The sequence below is a fragment of the Mesorhizobium sp. URHB0026 genome (genome assembly GCF_054059755.1).
Genome location: NZ_JBSSCN010000001.1, coordinates 3,662,086 through 3,676,319, shown reverse-complemented (window position 1 = coordinate 3,676,319; position 14,234 = coordinate 3,662,086). Strand labels below are relative to the sequence as shown.

The window sequence follows — 14,234 nt, the reverse complement described above, 5'->3', positions numbered from 1 at the left end:
GCCTCGATCACCTATCCGCCAGCGCCAGCTTCGCGCCGAGCATGACGAAGGCGCCGGCAAAAGTCCGGCGCATCCAGGTCAGCACCATTGGCCGCGACACGACATGGCTGCGGATCGACGCCGCGAAGATGCCGTAGCCGACAAAAACCACGAAGGTCAAAAACATGAAGACCGAGCTGAGCTCCAGCATCTTCGACAGTGCGTTGGGTTCGGTGGTGCTGACGAATTGCGGCAGGAAGGCGAAGAAGAAGATCGACAGTTTCGGATTGAGCACGTTGACGAGGATGCCGGTGGCGATCACCTTGCCAGCCGAGCGCGGCGCGACATTGTCGTCGACGCTCAGGCCGCCTTTTTCCTTCAGCGTGTTCCAGGCCATGTAGAGCAGATAGGCGACGCCCAGATATTTCAGCGTCTCGAAGGCGACAGCACTGGTGTGCAGCAGCGCCGCCAGGCCGGTGATGGCGGCCGCCATATGCGGGATGATGCCGAGCGTGCAGCCGAAGGCGGCAATGATCGAGGCCCGCGCACCACGCGAAAGCCCGGCGCTCAGCGTATAGAGTACGCCGGTTCCCGGCGAAGCCACGACGATCAGCGACGTCAACAGAAATTCGATGCTCACGATGATTTCCTCCGGCGCCCTACCCTGACGCAGCCTAGCCAGCAAGCGGGGTGTGCACAAGCGACAGTAATTACAGCTTGTCGCGGCGACAGGATTCGCCGACCTGCTGTAAGCTTCCGATTTTCTGCATGTCGTTGTCCCGGAACCGAGGACGCTTCGGGCGACATGCATTCGCCGCCAGGAAGCCGCCGTTAAGAGGCGGAAAATCCGAGCGCCCGGCGCGCCGTCAGGCACTCGTCATCGCCAGGCATACAGGCGCGGCAAACATCCGGGCGAAGGTCATAGATGGTGCAAGCGGTCGACTTGCCGACTTCGCCAGACAGGGCCGAACAGCGCACGCCGTCACAGCGCATGCCCGACAGGTCGGCCGCCACGTATTTTTCCGGAATGCGGTCGAGCTGCGCATCGTCCTCGGTCGAAAAGCGGGGCCAGTCGGCTGAATAGGAACAGCACGCGCCGCAGCTCTGGCAATCGAACATGGGAGCGATGCCTGGTTGAGCCGACGGCAGGCTGGTCGTGGCTGGCTGGGCAATCAGCCCCGGCTTCGCAAGATTGCGATCGGTGTCCCGCGGCAAGGCGCTACTTCTTCTTGCCGGTCTTGCCCTTCGGTGCGTCCGCTGGCGACTTGAAAAGATCGGTCGCTGCCTGGTCGGCCTCGGCGGCCTTCGGCGCGGCAACCGGCTTGGCCGGCTTTGGGGCGGGAGCCGGTGCTGCCGGCTGGTCCTTGGCGGAGAATTTTATGGCCATTTCAATCCTCGTCGGCGAAACGCGATGATGGTGCGCGCGGATTGCGCAAGCGGCCGATCAACGCCGAAACCGCCGTGATATTCATTTCCTCGGGCGACCAATTCCTGGCTTCCGCGATGTGGTGCGCCGCCAGCTCACGATGCGTGCTGCCGCTATAGGCGGCATCCTGATAGGTGACCCGCTCACGGGTCTTGGCGTCTTCGCGGACATACTCGATGAGGTAGTTCGGGCACTCGGCCCGGCCGCGCACGCCGACGCGCACCTGGGCATCGCCATGGGCGCGCTTGCAGCGTTCGAGCTTTTCCAGCACGCGCCGGACATATTCGACCGGCTTGTCCAAGGTCTCGACCATATCGGCGATGGTCACATCGGCCGCGATTGGCGTTTGCGGTACGCGCTTGGTGGCCATCAGCGTTTTCCGGCTCGTTTCGGCAGCGCCGCGAGTGCCGCCGCCGCCGCCATCGCGTCGGCCTCCTTCTCCAGCCGCAACTCGCGCAGGCGCGCGGTCTTGGCTTCCCGCGCTTCGCTGACGGCGTCGCGTTCGGAAATGATGCGGTTAAGCGACATCGACTGGGTTTGCGTTTTGCTGAACAGCGACACGGCCGGATCGACGGCTGTCTTCGAATGGGCGGTCAAAATCTTTCTCCTGTCAGGAGCCTGGTGCCGATAGGACGAGACCGGGTCTTCGGTCCGGACCATGCACAAAGCGATGCGGCAGCGGATTCAAGATGCTGGAGCGTCCCTTAGCACGTTCGGCCCAATGCGCAGCGCATTTTCGGCGGCAACAAGCGTAAAATGAAAAAGGCCAGGCACCGCCTGACCTTCCCTGGGAGCGCCGCGCATCCAACTGGATGCACATGGCTAGCTCCTGATGGGCAGCACAGGCCGTGGAAACTCAGGTTCCCGTGGCCATGCGCCCGAATTCGCCGTTCACCGGTGCCAGTACATCCGTGGTCACCGGGACGGCTGAATTCTTTCTTCAGGCCGCCTTCAACTGGTCGGCGGACATCTTGCCCGACTTGTTGTCGCGGACCATCTCGTAGCCGAGCTTCTGGCCTTCGACGATGTCGCGCATACCGGCGCGTTCCACGGCCGAGATGTGAACAAAAACGTCGGCGGAGCCGTCGTCAGGCTGAATAAAACCAAAACCCTTGGTGGCGTTGAACCACTTAACTGTGCCGGTGCTCATGACGAACCCTTTCCATGGCAAATATTCGTTCGCCGTTATGCGGATGCACAACGTCGTTTGTCTCGATTTTTGATGTGGGAAGTTCGTCAAAGGCGCGCTCGGAAGCGCGGATAACAAAAGTCAGTCAAACAAATATCGACAACTTTCTTCTACGCGTGTTTCAGACGCCTGTCAAATGTTGCGCCATCGATCCGAGAATTCGACGGCTGAAAGCGCGTCATCTGGCCAACATCCATGGTGAACAAGCGCCCGCACCTGAGCGTTGCCGGCGGCCGCTCAGCGTTCCTGGTCGGTCGGTCTGATGACGATCTCGTTGACGTTGACGCGCGCCGGCTGACCGACGGCATAGAGGATGGCGGCGGCGACATCCTCGGCGGTCAGCGCTTCCATCGTGGCGAGGCGCTGGTCCAGCCCCGCCTTCGAGGCAGCGTTGGTGATATGGTCGCCAAGCTCCGTGCGCACGAGGCCGGGCTCGATCACGGTGACGCGAACCTTGTCGGCATAAACTTCGCGCCGCAGTGATTCCGAAAAACCGACGACACCAAATTTCGTCGCCGCGTAACCGCTGGCGCCGGGATTGGCGACGCGGCCGGCGACCGACGAGACATTGACGATATGGCCCTTGGCAGCCTTGAGATGCGGCAGCGCCGCCTTGGTGACGCCCATCAGCGCCAGCAGGTTGAGTTCCACCATATGGCGCCAGTCGTCGAGCGTTGCCTCCGCTGCCGGCGAGAGCAGCATCACGCCGGCATTGTTGACGAGGATGTCTAGCTGACCCCATTCGGCCACGACCCTCCCGACCATGGCCGCGACATCGTCACTGCTGGTGACGTCGGCCTCGATGCGCAAAGCCGTTCCGCCGATTTTTTCGATGCGGGCGGCCAGAGCTTCGAGCCTCTCGACCCGACGGGCGGCGACCGCCACCCTTGCCCCGGCAGCGGCCAATGCCGCAGCCGTCGCCTCGCCAATGCCCGAGGAGGCGCCGGTGACGAGAGCAACCTTGCCGGCAAGCATGGAAGAAACGGTCATTGCAACATCTCCAAAAGGCGCCGCGCCAATGCTCCTAGATAGGCCGTCCCGATAAACGGGGAAGGCGGCTTCGCAGAGAGGTCCTATTCGTCCGGCCCCGGCTCCGGCCACGGCTCCTTCGCCGCTTCCGCATACCACTGGCGCATCGCCGGCAGCGCGAGGATGGCGTCGACATAGGCCCTGGTATCGGGCGCCAGATCCCCGCCATAGGTGTCGAAGCGGGTAACGACAGGCGCATACATGGCATCGGCCGCGGTGAAATGGCCGAACAGAAACGGGCCGCCCTTGCCGTGTTTCTCGCGGCACTCGCGCCACAGCGCTTCGATGCGGGCGCATTGCGCCTCGCCCTCGGCGTCGAGTGGCTTGTGGGCCCTCGGTCGGCGCAAGTTCATCGGCCAGCCATAGCGGACTTCGCGAAAACCGGAATGCATCTCGGTCGCCGCCGAACGCGCCAGCGCCCGGGCGCCGATATCGGCCGGCCAGAGCTTTTTCTCCGGAAAGAGATCGGCGAGGTATTCAAGGATGGCAAGGGTTTCCCAGACCATTCCGCCAGTGTGATTCGAGGACTTGTGAACCAGGACAGGGACCTGACCTGTCGGCGACACTTTCGCCAGGTTGGCGGCGGTCTCGGGGGTGCGCAGCCGCACCAAGACCTCTTCGAACGGTATCTCCAGGTGCCGCATCGCCACCCAGGGCCTGAGCGACCAGGACGAGAAGCACTTGTTGCCGATATAGAGCGTGAATTCCGACATTTGTCCCCCTTGGCGGTTTGCTCCTTGCGGAGTGCGCTGGCCGGCACCCTAGCCTGCCGGCGCGGCGCCCGAAAGACACCCTGTTTCGCCGACATAAGCGGCGGCTGTTGGAACCGAAACCGTGCCGGCTCGTTTGCCAAGGCGAACCAAACCCGGGAGATGAGAAAATGGTGAACAAGGATCAGGTCGCCGGTGCGGCCAAGCAGGTAAAAGGCTCGGTCAAGCAAGCCGCCGGCAAAGTGACCGGCGATAGGCAGACGCAGGCAGAAGGCATGGCAGACAAGGCCACCGGCAAGGTGCAGAAGGCCTATGGCGACGCGAAGGACAAGGTCAAGAAATCGCTTGACCGCTGAGGAAAGGGGCCGCGTCGAGCGGCCCTTTTCACGTCTTCAGCGATTTGCTGAAAGCGTTGGTGAAAATCACGTCGCCATGATCGTCGCCGGCTTCGCCCAGCACGACATCCAGGCTGTTGCCGGTGACACGTGCCAAGGCGAAGCCGCCATATAGGCGGCTTTCGGCTTGAAGAGATCGAGGCCGGCGCGTTGATAGATCATCGGCACCTCGTGCTGGTGACCGCGGAAGACGGCAACGACGTTCTGCCCGTCAGGGCGGCCAGCAAGGCCTGGCGGTCCGCATCGCTGCACACCAGAAAACCACGTCGTGAAAACAATAGGGACGGAAGTCGATTCATCATCGGGGAATTCAGCACAAGCGGCGTCTGTCCGTCCAGTTGGTCGAGACATCGGCCACATAGCCGGGCCCTAGCGATTCACCTGCCTCAAGTAGCGCCGTGCCGGCGCAGCACCCTGCGACGTCGCCTCGCCACCGGCTCGCCCTGCGGTGATGCGGCGAGCGAGGCGCTCCGCTCCAGCGCCGCAAGGCAATCGCGCAAGGAGCCGGCGTCCTGCGCTGTCTTGGCCATCGACATGGCGCCGGAATAGGTGGCGACCGCCAACACCGCAAAATGCTCGGGATCCGTGCCTTGATCCCTGCCCTCCCGCTGGTCGGCCCTGATCTTGTCGGCGATCGCCTGGCGCCAGGCCGAAAAGACGCCGGCAAGGGCATTCCGAAATTCGGGATCGGCGAGCGACAGTTCATGCGCCAGATTGTTGAGAGGGCAACCGCGCACGAAACCTTGCCGTTCCAGTTCCGCCGCCATGGCGTCGAACACTTGACGCACGCCCTCGCGGGCCGAAACCGCCTGCCGCACCGGCGCGATCCACGTCTCCTCGACCGCCGCCGCCACGCGCTCGTCGATGACCGCCAGCGCCAGCGCCTTCTTGGTCGCGAAATGATGATGCAAGGCGCCACCGCTGACGCCTGCCGCCGCCATCAGGTCGCCGAGGCTGGAAGCATGGTAGCCGCGTGCCTGAAATGCCGCCTCGGCGACATCGAGCACTTTGCGGCGCATGCCTTCGGGGTCATTGATGCGTTTACCTCGGACTCGCCGCGGCCGGATGTTGAGCTCTGCTGACATTGTCGAAGGATAGCATGTTGACAAAACAGGGCAACCGGTCTGTTTATAAACAGGATGATCAACCTGTTTTGGAGACTCCGCGGATGAACCCGATCCCGAATGCCACGCCTAAGCCGGCGGTACTCGCCTCGCCGATCGTCGAATTGCGGCAGTACACGTTGAAGCCGGGCCGGCGCGAAACGTTGATCGATATCTTCGACACGCAGTTCATCGAAAGCCAGGAAGACGCGGGGATGACCATCATCGGCCAGTTCCGCGATCTAGACCGCCCCGATATGTTCGTCTGGATGCGCGGTTTCGAGAGCATGGATGCGCGCAAGGACGCTCTGATTGCGTTCTATGACGGCCCGGTATGGGCGGCGCACCGCGACGCCGCAAACGCGACGATGATCGATTCCGACGATGTGCTGCTGCTGCGGCCGGCGTGGCCGGATGCCGGTTTCGTTCTGTCAGGATTGCACCGGCCAACGGCCGACACGGCCAAAAGCACAAGCGAACGGAGCGGGTTGCCCAGCCCGGTTGAGATTTCGATTCATCATTTGCGGTCGGGCATCGGCGCCGACCTCGCCGGGCGCTTCCGGGTGGAGATGGTTGCGCGGCTTGCCCAGACCGGCGTGCGTCTGCTCGGCGCCTTCCTGACGGAGCCGGCCGCAAACACCTTCCCGCGACTTCCCGTGCGCGCCGGCGAAAACGTCTTCATCACCGTTATCGGCTTCCCCGACGGCGATGCCCATGCCAGCCATCGCCTCGCCACTTCGCCGGTGTGGCAGGCGCTTGGCCAGAACATGCAGGCCATCAGCATAAAGCCGGTCGAGACATTGCGGCTGGCGCCCACGGCCCGGTCGCTGTTGCGGTGATCAGCGGCCGGTCAACTGTCCCGTCATCGCCGAGGCGACAAAGGCCGGGTCCTCCCAATGGGGATTGCGACCGCAATTTTGCGCCCAGACGAGACGGGATCCGGTCGGGCGCTTGCGCCGAACGTCGGCCGAAGTTCATACCCTGAGATAGCCTGATGGCTTGACCCCGTCACGGACTTGCGGTGCGATCCCTCTGTTTGAGGGCAAACGCATGGTGAGGTGCGTGATGAGGCTTCGCGGCAAGCGGGCGGTGGTCACCGGCGGATCGGACGGCATCGGCCTGGCGATCGCCGAGGCATTCCTGCACGAGGGCGCCGATGTCCTGATCGTCGGCCGCGACGCGGGCAAACTCGACACCGCTCGCCATAAGCTGACGGCCCTCGGCTCGAATGGCATGGTGGCGATATTGTCGGCCGATCTCGCCACCAGCCCCGGCCTCGCAGCGGTCGTCGAGCAGGTGAAAGAATCCGGCCGGCCACTCGACGTTCTCGTCAACAATGCCGGTGTCGCCTGTCTCGTGCCGTTCGAGAGTGTCAGCGAGGCACAGTTCCAGCACTCTTTCGCGCTCAATGTGACGGCGGCCTTCTTCCTCACCCAGGGGCTGCTGCCGCATCTCGGTGCAGGTGCATCCGTCATCAACATCTCCTCCTATTTCGCCAACAAGATGATCCCGAAGCGGCCATCAAGCCTCTACTCCCTGTCCAAAGGCGCGTTGAACTCGCTGACCAAATCGCTGGCCTTCGAACTCGGCCCGCGCGGCATCCGCGTCAACGCAATCGCACCCGGTACGGTGGACACGGCAATGCGGCGCAAGACTGTCGACAACCTGCCGGCCGAGGCACAGGCGGAACTGAAAGCCTATGTCGAGCGCAGCTATCCCCTCGGCCGCATCGGCCGCCCTGACGACCTCGCCGGGATGGCGGTCCATCTCGCCAGCGATGATGCCGCCTGGACCAGCGGCGGCATCTTTGCGATTGACGGGGGGTATACGGCGGGGTGAGTCATCTCCGCCGCGATAGGGGAGACTGGCTATAGCTTCAACCGATTTGCATCCTTACCGTTCGCATTCTCCGCTTGAAGCCATATGTGCAACGCGATACGCCGTTGCCCAAATCGATAGACCGGAGCCTTGCCGTGAGCACGCAAAAGACGAGAACCGAAACCGATACGTTCGGCCCCATCGAGGTCGCCGCCGACCGTTATTGGGGCGCGCAGGCGCAGCGTTCCCTCGGCAATTTCAAGATCGGTTGGGAGAAGCAGCCGGCTTCGATCGTGCGCGCGCTGGGCATCGTCAAGCGGGCGGCGGCGGAAGCCAACATGGAACTCAAGCGGCTCGATCCGGTCATCGGCAAACCGATCATCGAGGCCGCGCAGGAGGTTATCGACGGCAAGCTCAACGACCACTTTCCGCTGGTGGTTTGGCAGACCGGCTCGGGCACGCAGTCCAACATGAACGCCAACGAGGTGATCTCGAACCGCGCGATCGAGATGCTGGGCGGCGTCATGGGCTCGAAAAAGCCGGTCCACCCCAACGACCATGTCAATATGAGCCAGTCCTCCAACGACACCTATCCGACGGCCATGCACATCGCCTGCGCCGAGCGGATCATACATGACCTGATCCCCGCGCTGCACCACCTGCACAAGGCGCTCGCCGCCAAGAGCCGGGATTTCAACCACATCATCAAGATCGGCCGCACCCACACGCAGGATGCCACGCCGCTGACGCTGGGCCAGGAATTCTCCGGCTATGCGGCGCAGGTCGCCTCCTCGATCAAGCGCATCGAGCAGACGCTGCCCGGCTTGCAGGAACTGGCGCAGGGCGGCACCGCCGTCGGCACCGGCCTCAATGCGCCGGTCGGTTTCGCCGAGCGGGTGGCCGATCGCATCGCCGCCATTACCGGCGTCGCCTTCGTCACCGCGCCGAACAAGTTCGAGGCGCTCGCCGCCCATGATTCCATGGTGTTCTCGCACGGTGCCATCAACGCAGCGGCCGCGGCACTGTTCAAGATCGCCAACGACATCCGTTTCCTCGGCTCCGGCCCGCGCTCGGGCCTCGGCGAATTGTCGCTGCCGGAAAACGAACCGGGCTCCTCGATCATGCCGGGCAAGGTCAATCCTACCCAGTGCGAGGCGATGACGCAGGTCTGCGTGCAGGTGTTCGGCAACAATGCGGCGCTGACCTTCGCCGGCAGCCAGGGCCATTTCGAGCTCAACGTCTACAATCCGCTAATGGCCTATAATTTCCTGCAGTCGGTGCAGTTGCTCGCCGACGCTTCGGTCTCCTTCACCGACAATTGCGTCGTCGGCATCGAGGCGCGAGAGGACAACATCAAGGCGGCACTCGACCGTTCGCTGATGCTGGTGACTGCGCTTGCGCCCACCATCGGCTACGACAACGCCGCCAAGATCGCCAAGACCGCGCACAAGAAAGGCACGACGTTGCGCGAGGAAGCGTTGGCAACCGGACTGGTCAGCGAGGCCGACTATGACCGCCTGGTGCGGCCGCAGGACATGACGCATCCGGGGTGAAGGCATTTTTCGGCGGGAGAATGTCCTCACTCCAGCGCATCGATTGACACGAATTTCCGTTTTTTACCGGCTCACAGAAACGTATGCCCTGTGAACAATGTGTCGCCGGACAGGCGGCTTTGGTGAACAGTCGGCATGGTCTATCTGATGGGGCATCAACCTCTTTCGGAGAGCCACCATGTCCACAAACACCTCCTTCGCCGGCAGCGGCACCGCGTCGAACAGCTCCGTCACCATCCTCATCGGCCGTATCCTGCTCGCGGTCATTTTTCTGCTTTCCGGATTCGGCAAGCTCACAGCCATTTCCGGCACCGCCGCCTATTTCGGCGGCCTCGGCCTGCCGGCACCAACGGCGACGGCCGTCATCGTCGGATTGATCGAGCTGCTTGGCGGCCTTGCCGTCCTCGTCGGTTTCCAGACCAGGGTCGCCGCCTGGGTGCTCGCGATCTTCACGATCGCGACCGGGCTGGTCGCCCACACCGGCTGGGCCGACCAGATGCAGATGATCCAGTTCCTCAAGAATGTCGCCATCACCGGCGGTTTCCTGCTGCTGGCCTCCTCGGGTGCCGGCGCATATTCGATCGACGCCAAGCGCGGCTGAGGTTTTCCTCCAAGGACCTGAAATGAGCGGCGCGGAATTTTCCGCGCCGCTTTTTCGTTATGGGATCACAGGCCTACAGCATGTCGCGGCAATTCGCCCACCCTGCTGTAAGCTTGTGATTTTATGCATGTCATTGTCCCGGAACCGAGGACACTCCCGGGCAACATGCATTAGATTGCAACGGCGCCGGCGACCGTGCCGGCAAGGGAGGGAGCCATGGGTCGCAGTGCATTGCTTCTGGTTTCGCGGCTGTTGTTTGCCGTGCTGTTCGTGCCGTCCGGCTTCCAGGTGCTCGCCAACATTGCCGGCACCACCAGCTATTTCGCCAGTCTCGGCCTGCCGCTGCCGGCGCTCGCCGCCTGGGGCACTGGCCTTTTCGAGTTGATCGCGGGGCTGCTGATCCTCGTTGGTTTGCAGACGCGGATCGTGGCACTCCTGCTTGCCGGCTTCTGCATCGCGGCCGGCTATATCGGCCATTTCGGCCAAGGCGCCGAGGATGCGACGCTCGCCTTCCTGCACCAGCAGATGCTGATGAAGGATATCGCGATATCGGGTGGTTTCCTCGCGCTTGCCATGGCCGGCGCCGGCGCATGGTCGGCCGACAGTCGCGGCTTCGGCATCGGCGCCGACGCGACTTGACTATTTCGCCGACACGCTCTGCCCTCCCTCGACCGCCAGCACCAGACGGCGGTTGGTGATGCGCGCCAGTTGCGCCAGCCGGCCGGCCGGGCGCTCGCCGTACAGGTTGGAGAGCGAAGCCGGTAGTACTAGCGCCAGCGCGCCGTTCGGGCGGCTTTCCCATTTCAGCCTCGGCATGATGCCGGGCATGGCTGCCGTCAGCAGATAGACGACGCGCATCATCGCTGCCAGCACGCGGGCGCGCTCCAGCAGGCGCGGCGGCGCCAGCGCCTTGATTTCGGGCGCCACCAATTCATTGAAGACGCCATCATGACGGTAGGCGTTGGTCAGCGCCAGGTAGGCGCGGCCGGGGTGATCGACACCGATGAACGAGGCATGCGCGATGATGTTGAGCGACTGCTTGCCGCGATATTCCGGATGAGCGCGCCAGCCGATATCGGCGAGCAGGCAGGCGGCATGGCGATAGCGCGCTTCGTCTTCCGTCTCGTCGATGCCGAACGCCTTGAAAGCCTTGCCGGTCCATTCGACCAGGTCATGCGCGTGATGGACCGAACGCGAGCGCAGAAGCGCAAGCTCCTCGGCGGCCGAGATCAGCGGATCGGCCTTCTGCTCGGCCGCATCGAGGAGCGAATAGAGGAAACCCTCACGCACGCCTTGCGCCGAAACGATGATCCTGGACGGCTGCATCGCCGTCATGATCTCCTGCAGCACGAGAGCGCCATAGGGCAGCAGCGAGCGGCGGTTCTTGGAGACACCCTCGATACCCCTCACCTTTTCGACTTCGCCCCTGGTCACCTGCTTGAGGAAGTTCTGAGCGCTCTCGGCCGATATTTCGTAGTGGTGCATGACGCCGAGCGGGTAGTTGTTCATCTCCATATGCAGCCTGGCGAGGTTTCGCCAAGTGCCGCCAACAGCGTAGAAAGTCCTGCCTTGTCCGCCCTTCAAGAGCTTGGCCCGGGCCAGTTCCTGGCGCGCGATCTTCTGTGCCTGGACGAGCGAGTTCTTCGCCATGTCCTGCAGGCGCAGGCCGCCGAGCGGCAGCGTGATACCGTCGCCGATCGCCTCGCCATCAATGTCTATGAGTTCGAGGCTGCCGCCGCCAAGGTCGCCGGCAATGCCGTTGGCCGGGTGGAAGCCGGAGATGACGCCGAGCGCGGAATAATGCGCTTCCTGGCGGCCGGAGAGCACACGGATTTCGGTCTTGAGCACATCCTCGGCGCGATGGATGAAATCAGGACCGTTGATCGCCTCGCGGGCGGCGGCGGTTGCCAGCACGTACATGTGTTCGGCGCCAGCCTGGTCGGAGAGCGCGCGGAAACGGCGAAACTCCTCCATCGAGCGCGCCACCCCCTCCGGGTCTAGCTTCCCCGTCGACACGATGCCGCGGCCGAGGCCGGCCAGCATCTTTTCGTTGAACAGCATGGTCGGCGAGCGCGCCAGCCCCTCATAGACGACGAGACGGATCGAATTGGAGCCGATGTCGATGATGGACAGCGGTCGGCGGTCCTGCAGCCGGCCCTGGGAATTGGACAGCATCAGGTGGTGGCGTTCTTCTTGCGGCGCTTGAACTGGGCTATTCGCTTGGGCGCATGCGATTTCAGCGCGTCACCCCGTCCCGACAGGCTCGGATTGGTCATGAAATATTCCTGCGCGTTGAACTGTTCCTCGCCCTCCTCCAGCACCACGCGCCGGGAGGTTCCATCAGCCAATACGTCGAAACTTTGCTGATTGTCCATGATGTTGCCCAGCATGATCTGGCCCAGAATCTGTTCATGCACAGTTGGATTGGTGATCGGCACCATGGTCTCGACGCGGCGGTCGAGATTGCGCGGCATGAGGTCGGCCGAGGAGATGTAGACGATCGCCTCGTCCGACGGGAGGCCGTGGCCGTTGCCGAAGCAGTAGATGCGGCTGTGCTCGAGGAACCGGCCGACGATCGACTTGACCCTGATGTTTTCCGACAGGCCCGGCACCTGCGGCCGCAGGCAGCAGATGCCGCGCACGACGAGGTCGATCTCCACTCCGGCGCGGCTTGCATCGTAGAGCGCATCGATGATGATGGGATCGACGAGCGCGTTCATCTTCATCCAGATACGCGCCGGCCGTCCCTCCAACGCATGGGTGACCTCGTCCGAAATGTGCTGGAGGATGCGGTTCCTCAGCGTGAACGGCGAGATCGCCAGCCGCATCTCGGCGGTCGGCTCGGCATAGCCGGTGATGAAATTGAACAATTGGGCGACATCGCGGGCGATCGTCGGGTCGGTGGTGAAGAAGGACAGGTCGGTGTAGATGCGCGCGGTGACCGGGTGGTAGTTGCCGGTGCCGAGATGGACGTAATTGCGCAGCTTGCCGTCCTCGCGCCGCACCACCAGCGACATCTTGGCGTGGGTCTTGAGTTCGAGGAACCCGAACACGACCTGGACGCCGGCACGTTCGAGATCGCGCGCCCAGCGGATGTTGGCCTCCTCGTCGAAACGCGCCTTGAGCTCGACCAGCGCCGTCACCGACTTGCCGGCTTCGGCCGCATCAACCAGAGCACGCACGATCGGGCTGTCGTTGGAGGTGCGATAGAGCGTCTGCTTGATCGCCACCACTTCGGGATCGGCCATTGCCTGGCGCAGGAACTGCACCACCACGTCGAACGACTCATAGGGGTGATGGACGACGATGTCCTTCTCGCGAATGGCGGCGAAACAGTCGCCGCCATGCTCGCGGATACGCTCGGGAAAACGTGGGTTGTAGGGGATGAATTTCAGGTCGTCGCGGGGAACGGAGACGATCTCGGAGATCTGGCTGAGCGCCAGCGGCCCGGTGAGCACACTGATGCGGCTCGACGAGACGCCAAGCTCGCCGGCGACAAAATCGCGCAATTCCCCGGGCATCAGCTTGTCGAATTCGATTCGGATGACCGAACCGCGGCGGCGGCGCTTCAGCGCCGTTTCGAACAGACGCACGAGATCTTCCGATTCCTCTTCGACCTCGATGTCGCTGTCACGAATGATGCGGAACGTGCCGGAACCCTTGACCTCGTAGCCGGGGAAGAGCTTGCCGATGTAAAGGCCGACCGCCTCCTCCAGCGGGATGAAGCGGACATGGTGCTTGCGGTCCGGCAGGCGGATGAAGCGCTTCAGCGCCACCGGCAGGCGCAAGAGCGCGCTCATCTCCTCGCCATTCTTGCGATGGCGAAGCTGCAACGCCATCGAGAAGCCGAGATTGGGAATGAACGGGAACGGATGCGCCGGGTCGATCGAGAGCGGGGTCAGCACGGGAAACACCTGCTCCTGGAAATGGTCTTCCAGCCAGACCTTCTCGTCCTTGGTCAGCGCGTCGCGGGTGATGGTTTCGATGCCTTCCTTGTTGAGCAGCACCGTGAGGGCCGACAGGCTCTTCTGCTGGTCCTCCTGCAGCCGCTCGACCTCACGCAGCAATTGTTCGAGCTGCTGTTCGGGAGTGCGTCCGTCCGGGCTCTTCAGCACGATGCCTTCGCGCACCTGGCCGGCAAGGCCGGCGACGCGCACCATGAAGAATTCGTCGAGATTGGCGGCCGAGATCGACAGGAAGCGGACGCGCTCCAGCAGCGGGTGATGGGTGTTCAGCGATTCCTCGAGAACGCGGCGATTGAACTGCAGCCAGGAGAATTCGCGATTGACGAAGCGGTCCGGATTGCCTTCCGGGCTCGCTGCCGCGACATTGTTGAATTCGCTCTGTACCGGCTTCAGTTCGTTCATGATTCCTGCTCTTCCGCCCGCCTCAGCCGGTTAACCGGCTTAACTTATCCTGTGGCAGGCTTTT

Annotated in this window: 17 protein-coding genes; 6 read left to right on the top strand and 11 right to left on the bottom strand. The window is 63.2% G+C overall.

The window, feature by feature from the left end:
- Positions 1–7: 7 nt before the first annotated feature.
- The 8 genes from ACVWWD_RS17975 to ACVWWD_RS17940 form a co-directional block, all read right to left on the bottom strand.
- Complete coding sequence (locus ACVWWD_RS17975) at positions 8–619, bottom strand: LysE family translocator (protein WP_023795263.1); 612 nt, start codon at positions 617–619, stop codon at positions 8–10.
- Between the two features lie 191 nt (positions 620–810).
- A complete protein-coding gene (locus ACVWWD_RS17970) occupies positions 811–1,098 on the bottom strand; it encodes a YkgJ family cysteine cluster protein (RefSeq protein ID WP_352551317.1) in 288 nt (95 codons plus the stop codon).
- A gap of 100 nt (positions 1,099–1,198) precedes the next feature.
- Positions 1,199–1,366, bottom strand: a complete 168-nt coding sequence (locus ACVWWD_RS17965; protein WP_352551268.1) for a hypothetical protein — start codon at positions 1,364–1,366, stop codon at positions 1,199–1,201.
- A gap of 1 nt (position 1,367) precedes the next feature.
- Entirely contained in the window at positions 1,368–1,775 is a 408-nt protein-coding gene (locus ACVWWD_RS17960; protein WP_023773487.1) for a hypothetical protein, read from the bottom strand.
- On the bottom strand, positions 1,775–2,002 hold the full coding sequence (locus tag ACVWWD_RS17955) for a hypothetical protein (RefSeq protein ID WP_023773486.1): 228 nt from the start codon (positions 2,000–2,002) through the stop codon (positions 1,775–1,777). Before ACVWWD_RS17955 ends, ACVWWD_RS17960 begins: the two co-directional genes overlap by 1 nt.
- Before the next feature lie 343 nt (positions 2,003–2,345).
- Positions 2,346–2,555 (bottom strand): cold-shock protein, encoded by a 210-nt coding sequence (locus tag ACVWWD_RS17950; RefSeq protein ID WP_010915421.1) that lies wholly within the window; start codon positions 2,553–2,555, stop codon positions 2,346–2,348.
- A 276-nt stretch (positions 2,556–2,831) separates the two neighbouring features.
- The gene (locus ACVWWD_RS17945) at positions 2,832–3,584 is read right to left on the bottom strand and encodes an SDR family NAD(P)-dependent oxidoreductase (RefSeq protein ID WP_352551271.1); all 753 of its coding nucleotides are present in this window, start codon (positions 3,582–3,584) and stop codon (positions 2,832–2,834) included.
- A gap of 83 nt (positions 3,585–3,667) precedes the next feature.
- Positions 3,668–4,336 (bottom strand): glutathione S-transferase family protein, encoded by a 669-nt coding sequence (locus ACVWWD_RS17940; protein ID WP_352551273.1) that lies wholly within the window; start codon positions 4,334–4,336, stop codon positions 3,668–3,670.
- Positions 4,337–4,503: 167 nt separating this feature from the next.
- Here ACVWWD_RS17940 and ACVWWD_RS17935 point away from each other — a divergent pair, with 167 nt between their 5' ends.
- The gene (locus ACVWWD_RS17935; protein WP_015318399.1) at positions 4,504–4,689 is read left to right on the top strand and encodes a CsbD family protein; all 186 of its coding nucleotides are present in this window, start codon (positions 4,504–4,506) and stop codon (positions 4,687–4,689) included.
- A gap of 425 nt (positions 4,690–5,114) precedes the next feature.
- Here the strand turns inward: ACVWWD_RS17935 and ACVWWD_RS17930 are convergent, their stop codons facing one another.
- Positions 5,115–5,747, bottom strand: coding sequence for a TetR/AcrR family transcriptional regulator (locus ACVWWD_RS17930; RefSeq protein ID WP_352551275.1), 633 nt, complete (start codon positions 5,745–5,747; stop codon positions 5,115–5,117).
- Positions 5,748–5,896: 149 nt separating this feature from the next.
- Between ACVWWD_RS17930 and ACVWWD_RS17925 the strand changes: the two genes are divergently transcribed.
- The 5 genes from ACVWWD_RS17925 to ACVWWD_RS17905 all read left to right on the top strand — a co-directional run bounded on the left by ACVWWD_RS17925 (position 5,897) and on the right by ACVWWD_RS17905 (position 10,442).
- A complete protein-coding gene (locus ACVWWD_RS17925) occupies positions 5,897–6,670 on the top strand; it encodes an NIPSNAP family protein (RefSeq protein ID WP_352551277.1) in 774 nt (257 codons plus the stop codon).
- 226 nt (positions 6,671–6,896) lie between these two features.
- Positions 6,897–7,670 (top strand): SDR family NAD(P)-dependent oxidoreductase, encoded by a 774-nt coding sequence (locus tag ACVWWD_RS17920; RefSeq protein ID WP_352551318.1) that lies wholly within the window; start codon positions 6,897–6,899, stop codon positions 7,668–7,670.
- 134 nt (positions 7,671–7,804) lie between these two features.
- On the top strand, positions 7,805–9,202 hold the full coding sequence (fumC, locus tag ACVWWD_RS17915; protein WP_023773478.1) for a class II fumarate hydratase: 1,398 nt from the start codon (positions 7,805–7,807) through the stop codon (positions 9,200–9,202).
- A gap of 178 nt (positions 9,203–9,380) precedes the next feature.
- A complete protein-coding gene (locus ACVWWD_RS17910) occupies positions 9,381–9,803 on the top strand; it encodes a DoxX family protein (RefSeq protein WP_023773477.1) in 423 nt (140 codons plus the stop codon).
- A 216-nt stretch (positions 9,804–10,019) separates the two neighbouring features.
- A complete protein-coding gene (locus ACVWWD_RS17905) occupies positions 10,020–10,442 on the top strand; it encodes a DoxX family protein (protein ID WP_352572893.1) in 423 nt (140 codons plus the stop codon).
- Here the strand turns inward: ACVWWD_RS17905 and ppx are convergent, their stop codons facing one another.
- On the bottom strand, positions 10,443–11,978 hold the full coding sequence (gene ppx / locus ACVWWD_RS17900; protein ID WP_352551282.1) for an exopolyphosphatase: 1,536 nt from the start codon (positions 11,976–11,978) through the stop codon (positions 10,443–10,445).
- Positions 11,978–14,170: an RNA degradosome polyphosphate kinase gene (locus ACVWWD_RS17895; protein WP_023795269.1), complete on the bottom strand. Its 2,193-nt coding sequence runs from the start codon at positions 14,168–14,170 to the stop codon at positions 11,978–11,980. Before ACVWWD_RS17895 ends, ppx begins: the two co-directional genes overlap by 1 nt.
- Between the last annotated feature and the right edge of the window lie 64 nt (positions 14,171–14,234).

What these genes read in the sequence shown, in the direction of transcription:
- ACVWWD_RS17935 (WP_015318399.1), top strand. Translation starts at nt 4,504, where the DNA reads ATGGTGAACAAGGATCAGGTCGCCGGTGCGGCCAAGCAGGTAAAAGGC.
- ppx (WP_352551282.1), bottom strand. Translation starts at nt 11,978, where the DNA reads ATGCTGTCCAATTCCCAGGGCCGGCTGCAGGACCGCCGACCGCTGTCC.
- ACVWWD_RS17970 (WP_352551317.1), bottom strand. Translation starts at nt 1,098, where the DNA reads ATGTTCGATTGCCAGAGCTGCGGCGCGTGCTGTTCCTATTCAGCCGAC.
- ACVWWD_RS17925 (WP_352551277.1), top strand. Translation starts at nt 5,897, where the DNA reads ATGAACCCGATCCCGAATGCCACGCCTAAGCCGGCGGTACTCGCCTCG.
- ACVWWD_RS17910 (WP_023773477.1), top strand. Translation starts at nt 9,381, where the DNA reads ATGTCCACAAACACCTCCTTCGCCGGCAGCGGCACCGCGTCGAACAGC.
- ACVWWD_RS17965 (WP_352551268.1), bottom strand. Translation starts at nt 1,366, where the DNA reads ATGGCCATAAAATTCTCCGCCAAGGACCAGCCGGCAGCACCGGCTCCC.
- ACVWWD_RS17960 (WP_023773487.1), bottom strand. Translation starts at nt 1,775, where the DNA reads ATGGCCACCAAGCGCGTACCGCAAACGCCAATCGCGGCCGATGTGACC.
- ACVWWD_RS17920 (WP_352551318.1), top strand. Translation starts at nt 6,897, where the DNA reads ATGAGGCTTCGCGGCAAGCGGGCGGTGGTCACCGGCGGATCGGACGGC.
- ACVWWD_RS17945 (WP_352551271.1), bottom strand. Translation starts at nt 3,584, where the DNA reads ATGACCGTTTCTTCCATGCTTGCCGGCAAGGTTGCTCTCGTCACCGGC.
- ACVWWD_RS17950 (WP_010915421.1), bottom strand. Translation starts at nt 2,555, where the DNA reads ATGAGCACCGGCACAGTTAAGTGGTTCAACGCCACCAAGGGTTTTGGT.
- ACVWWD_RS17905 (WP_352572893.1), top strand. Translation starts at nt 10,020, where the DNA reads ATGGGTCGCAGTGCATTGCTTCTGGTTTCGCGGCTGTTGTTTGCCGTG.
- ACVWWD_RS17940 (WP_352551273.1), bottom strand. Translation starts at nt 4,336, where the DNA reads ATGTCGGAATTCACGCTCTATATCGGCAACAAGTGCTTCTCGTCCTGG.
- ACVWWD_RS17895 (WP_023795269.1), bottom strand. Translation starts at nt 14,170, where the DNA reads ATGAACGAACTGAAGCCGGTACAGAGCGAATTCAACAATGTCGCGGCA.
- ACVWWD_RS17930 (WP_352551275.1), bottom strand. Translation starts at nt 5,747, where the DNA reads ATGCGCCGCAAAGTGCTCGATGTCGCCGAGGCGGCATTTCAGGCACGC.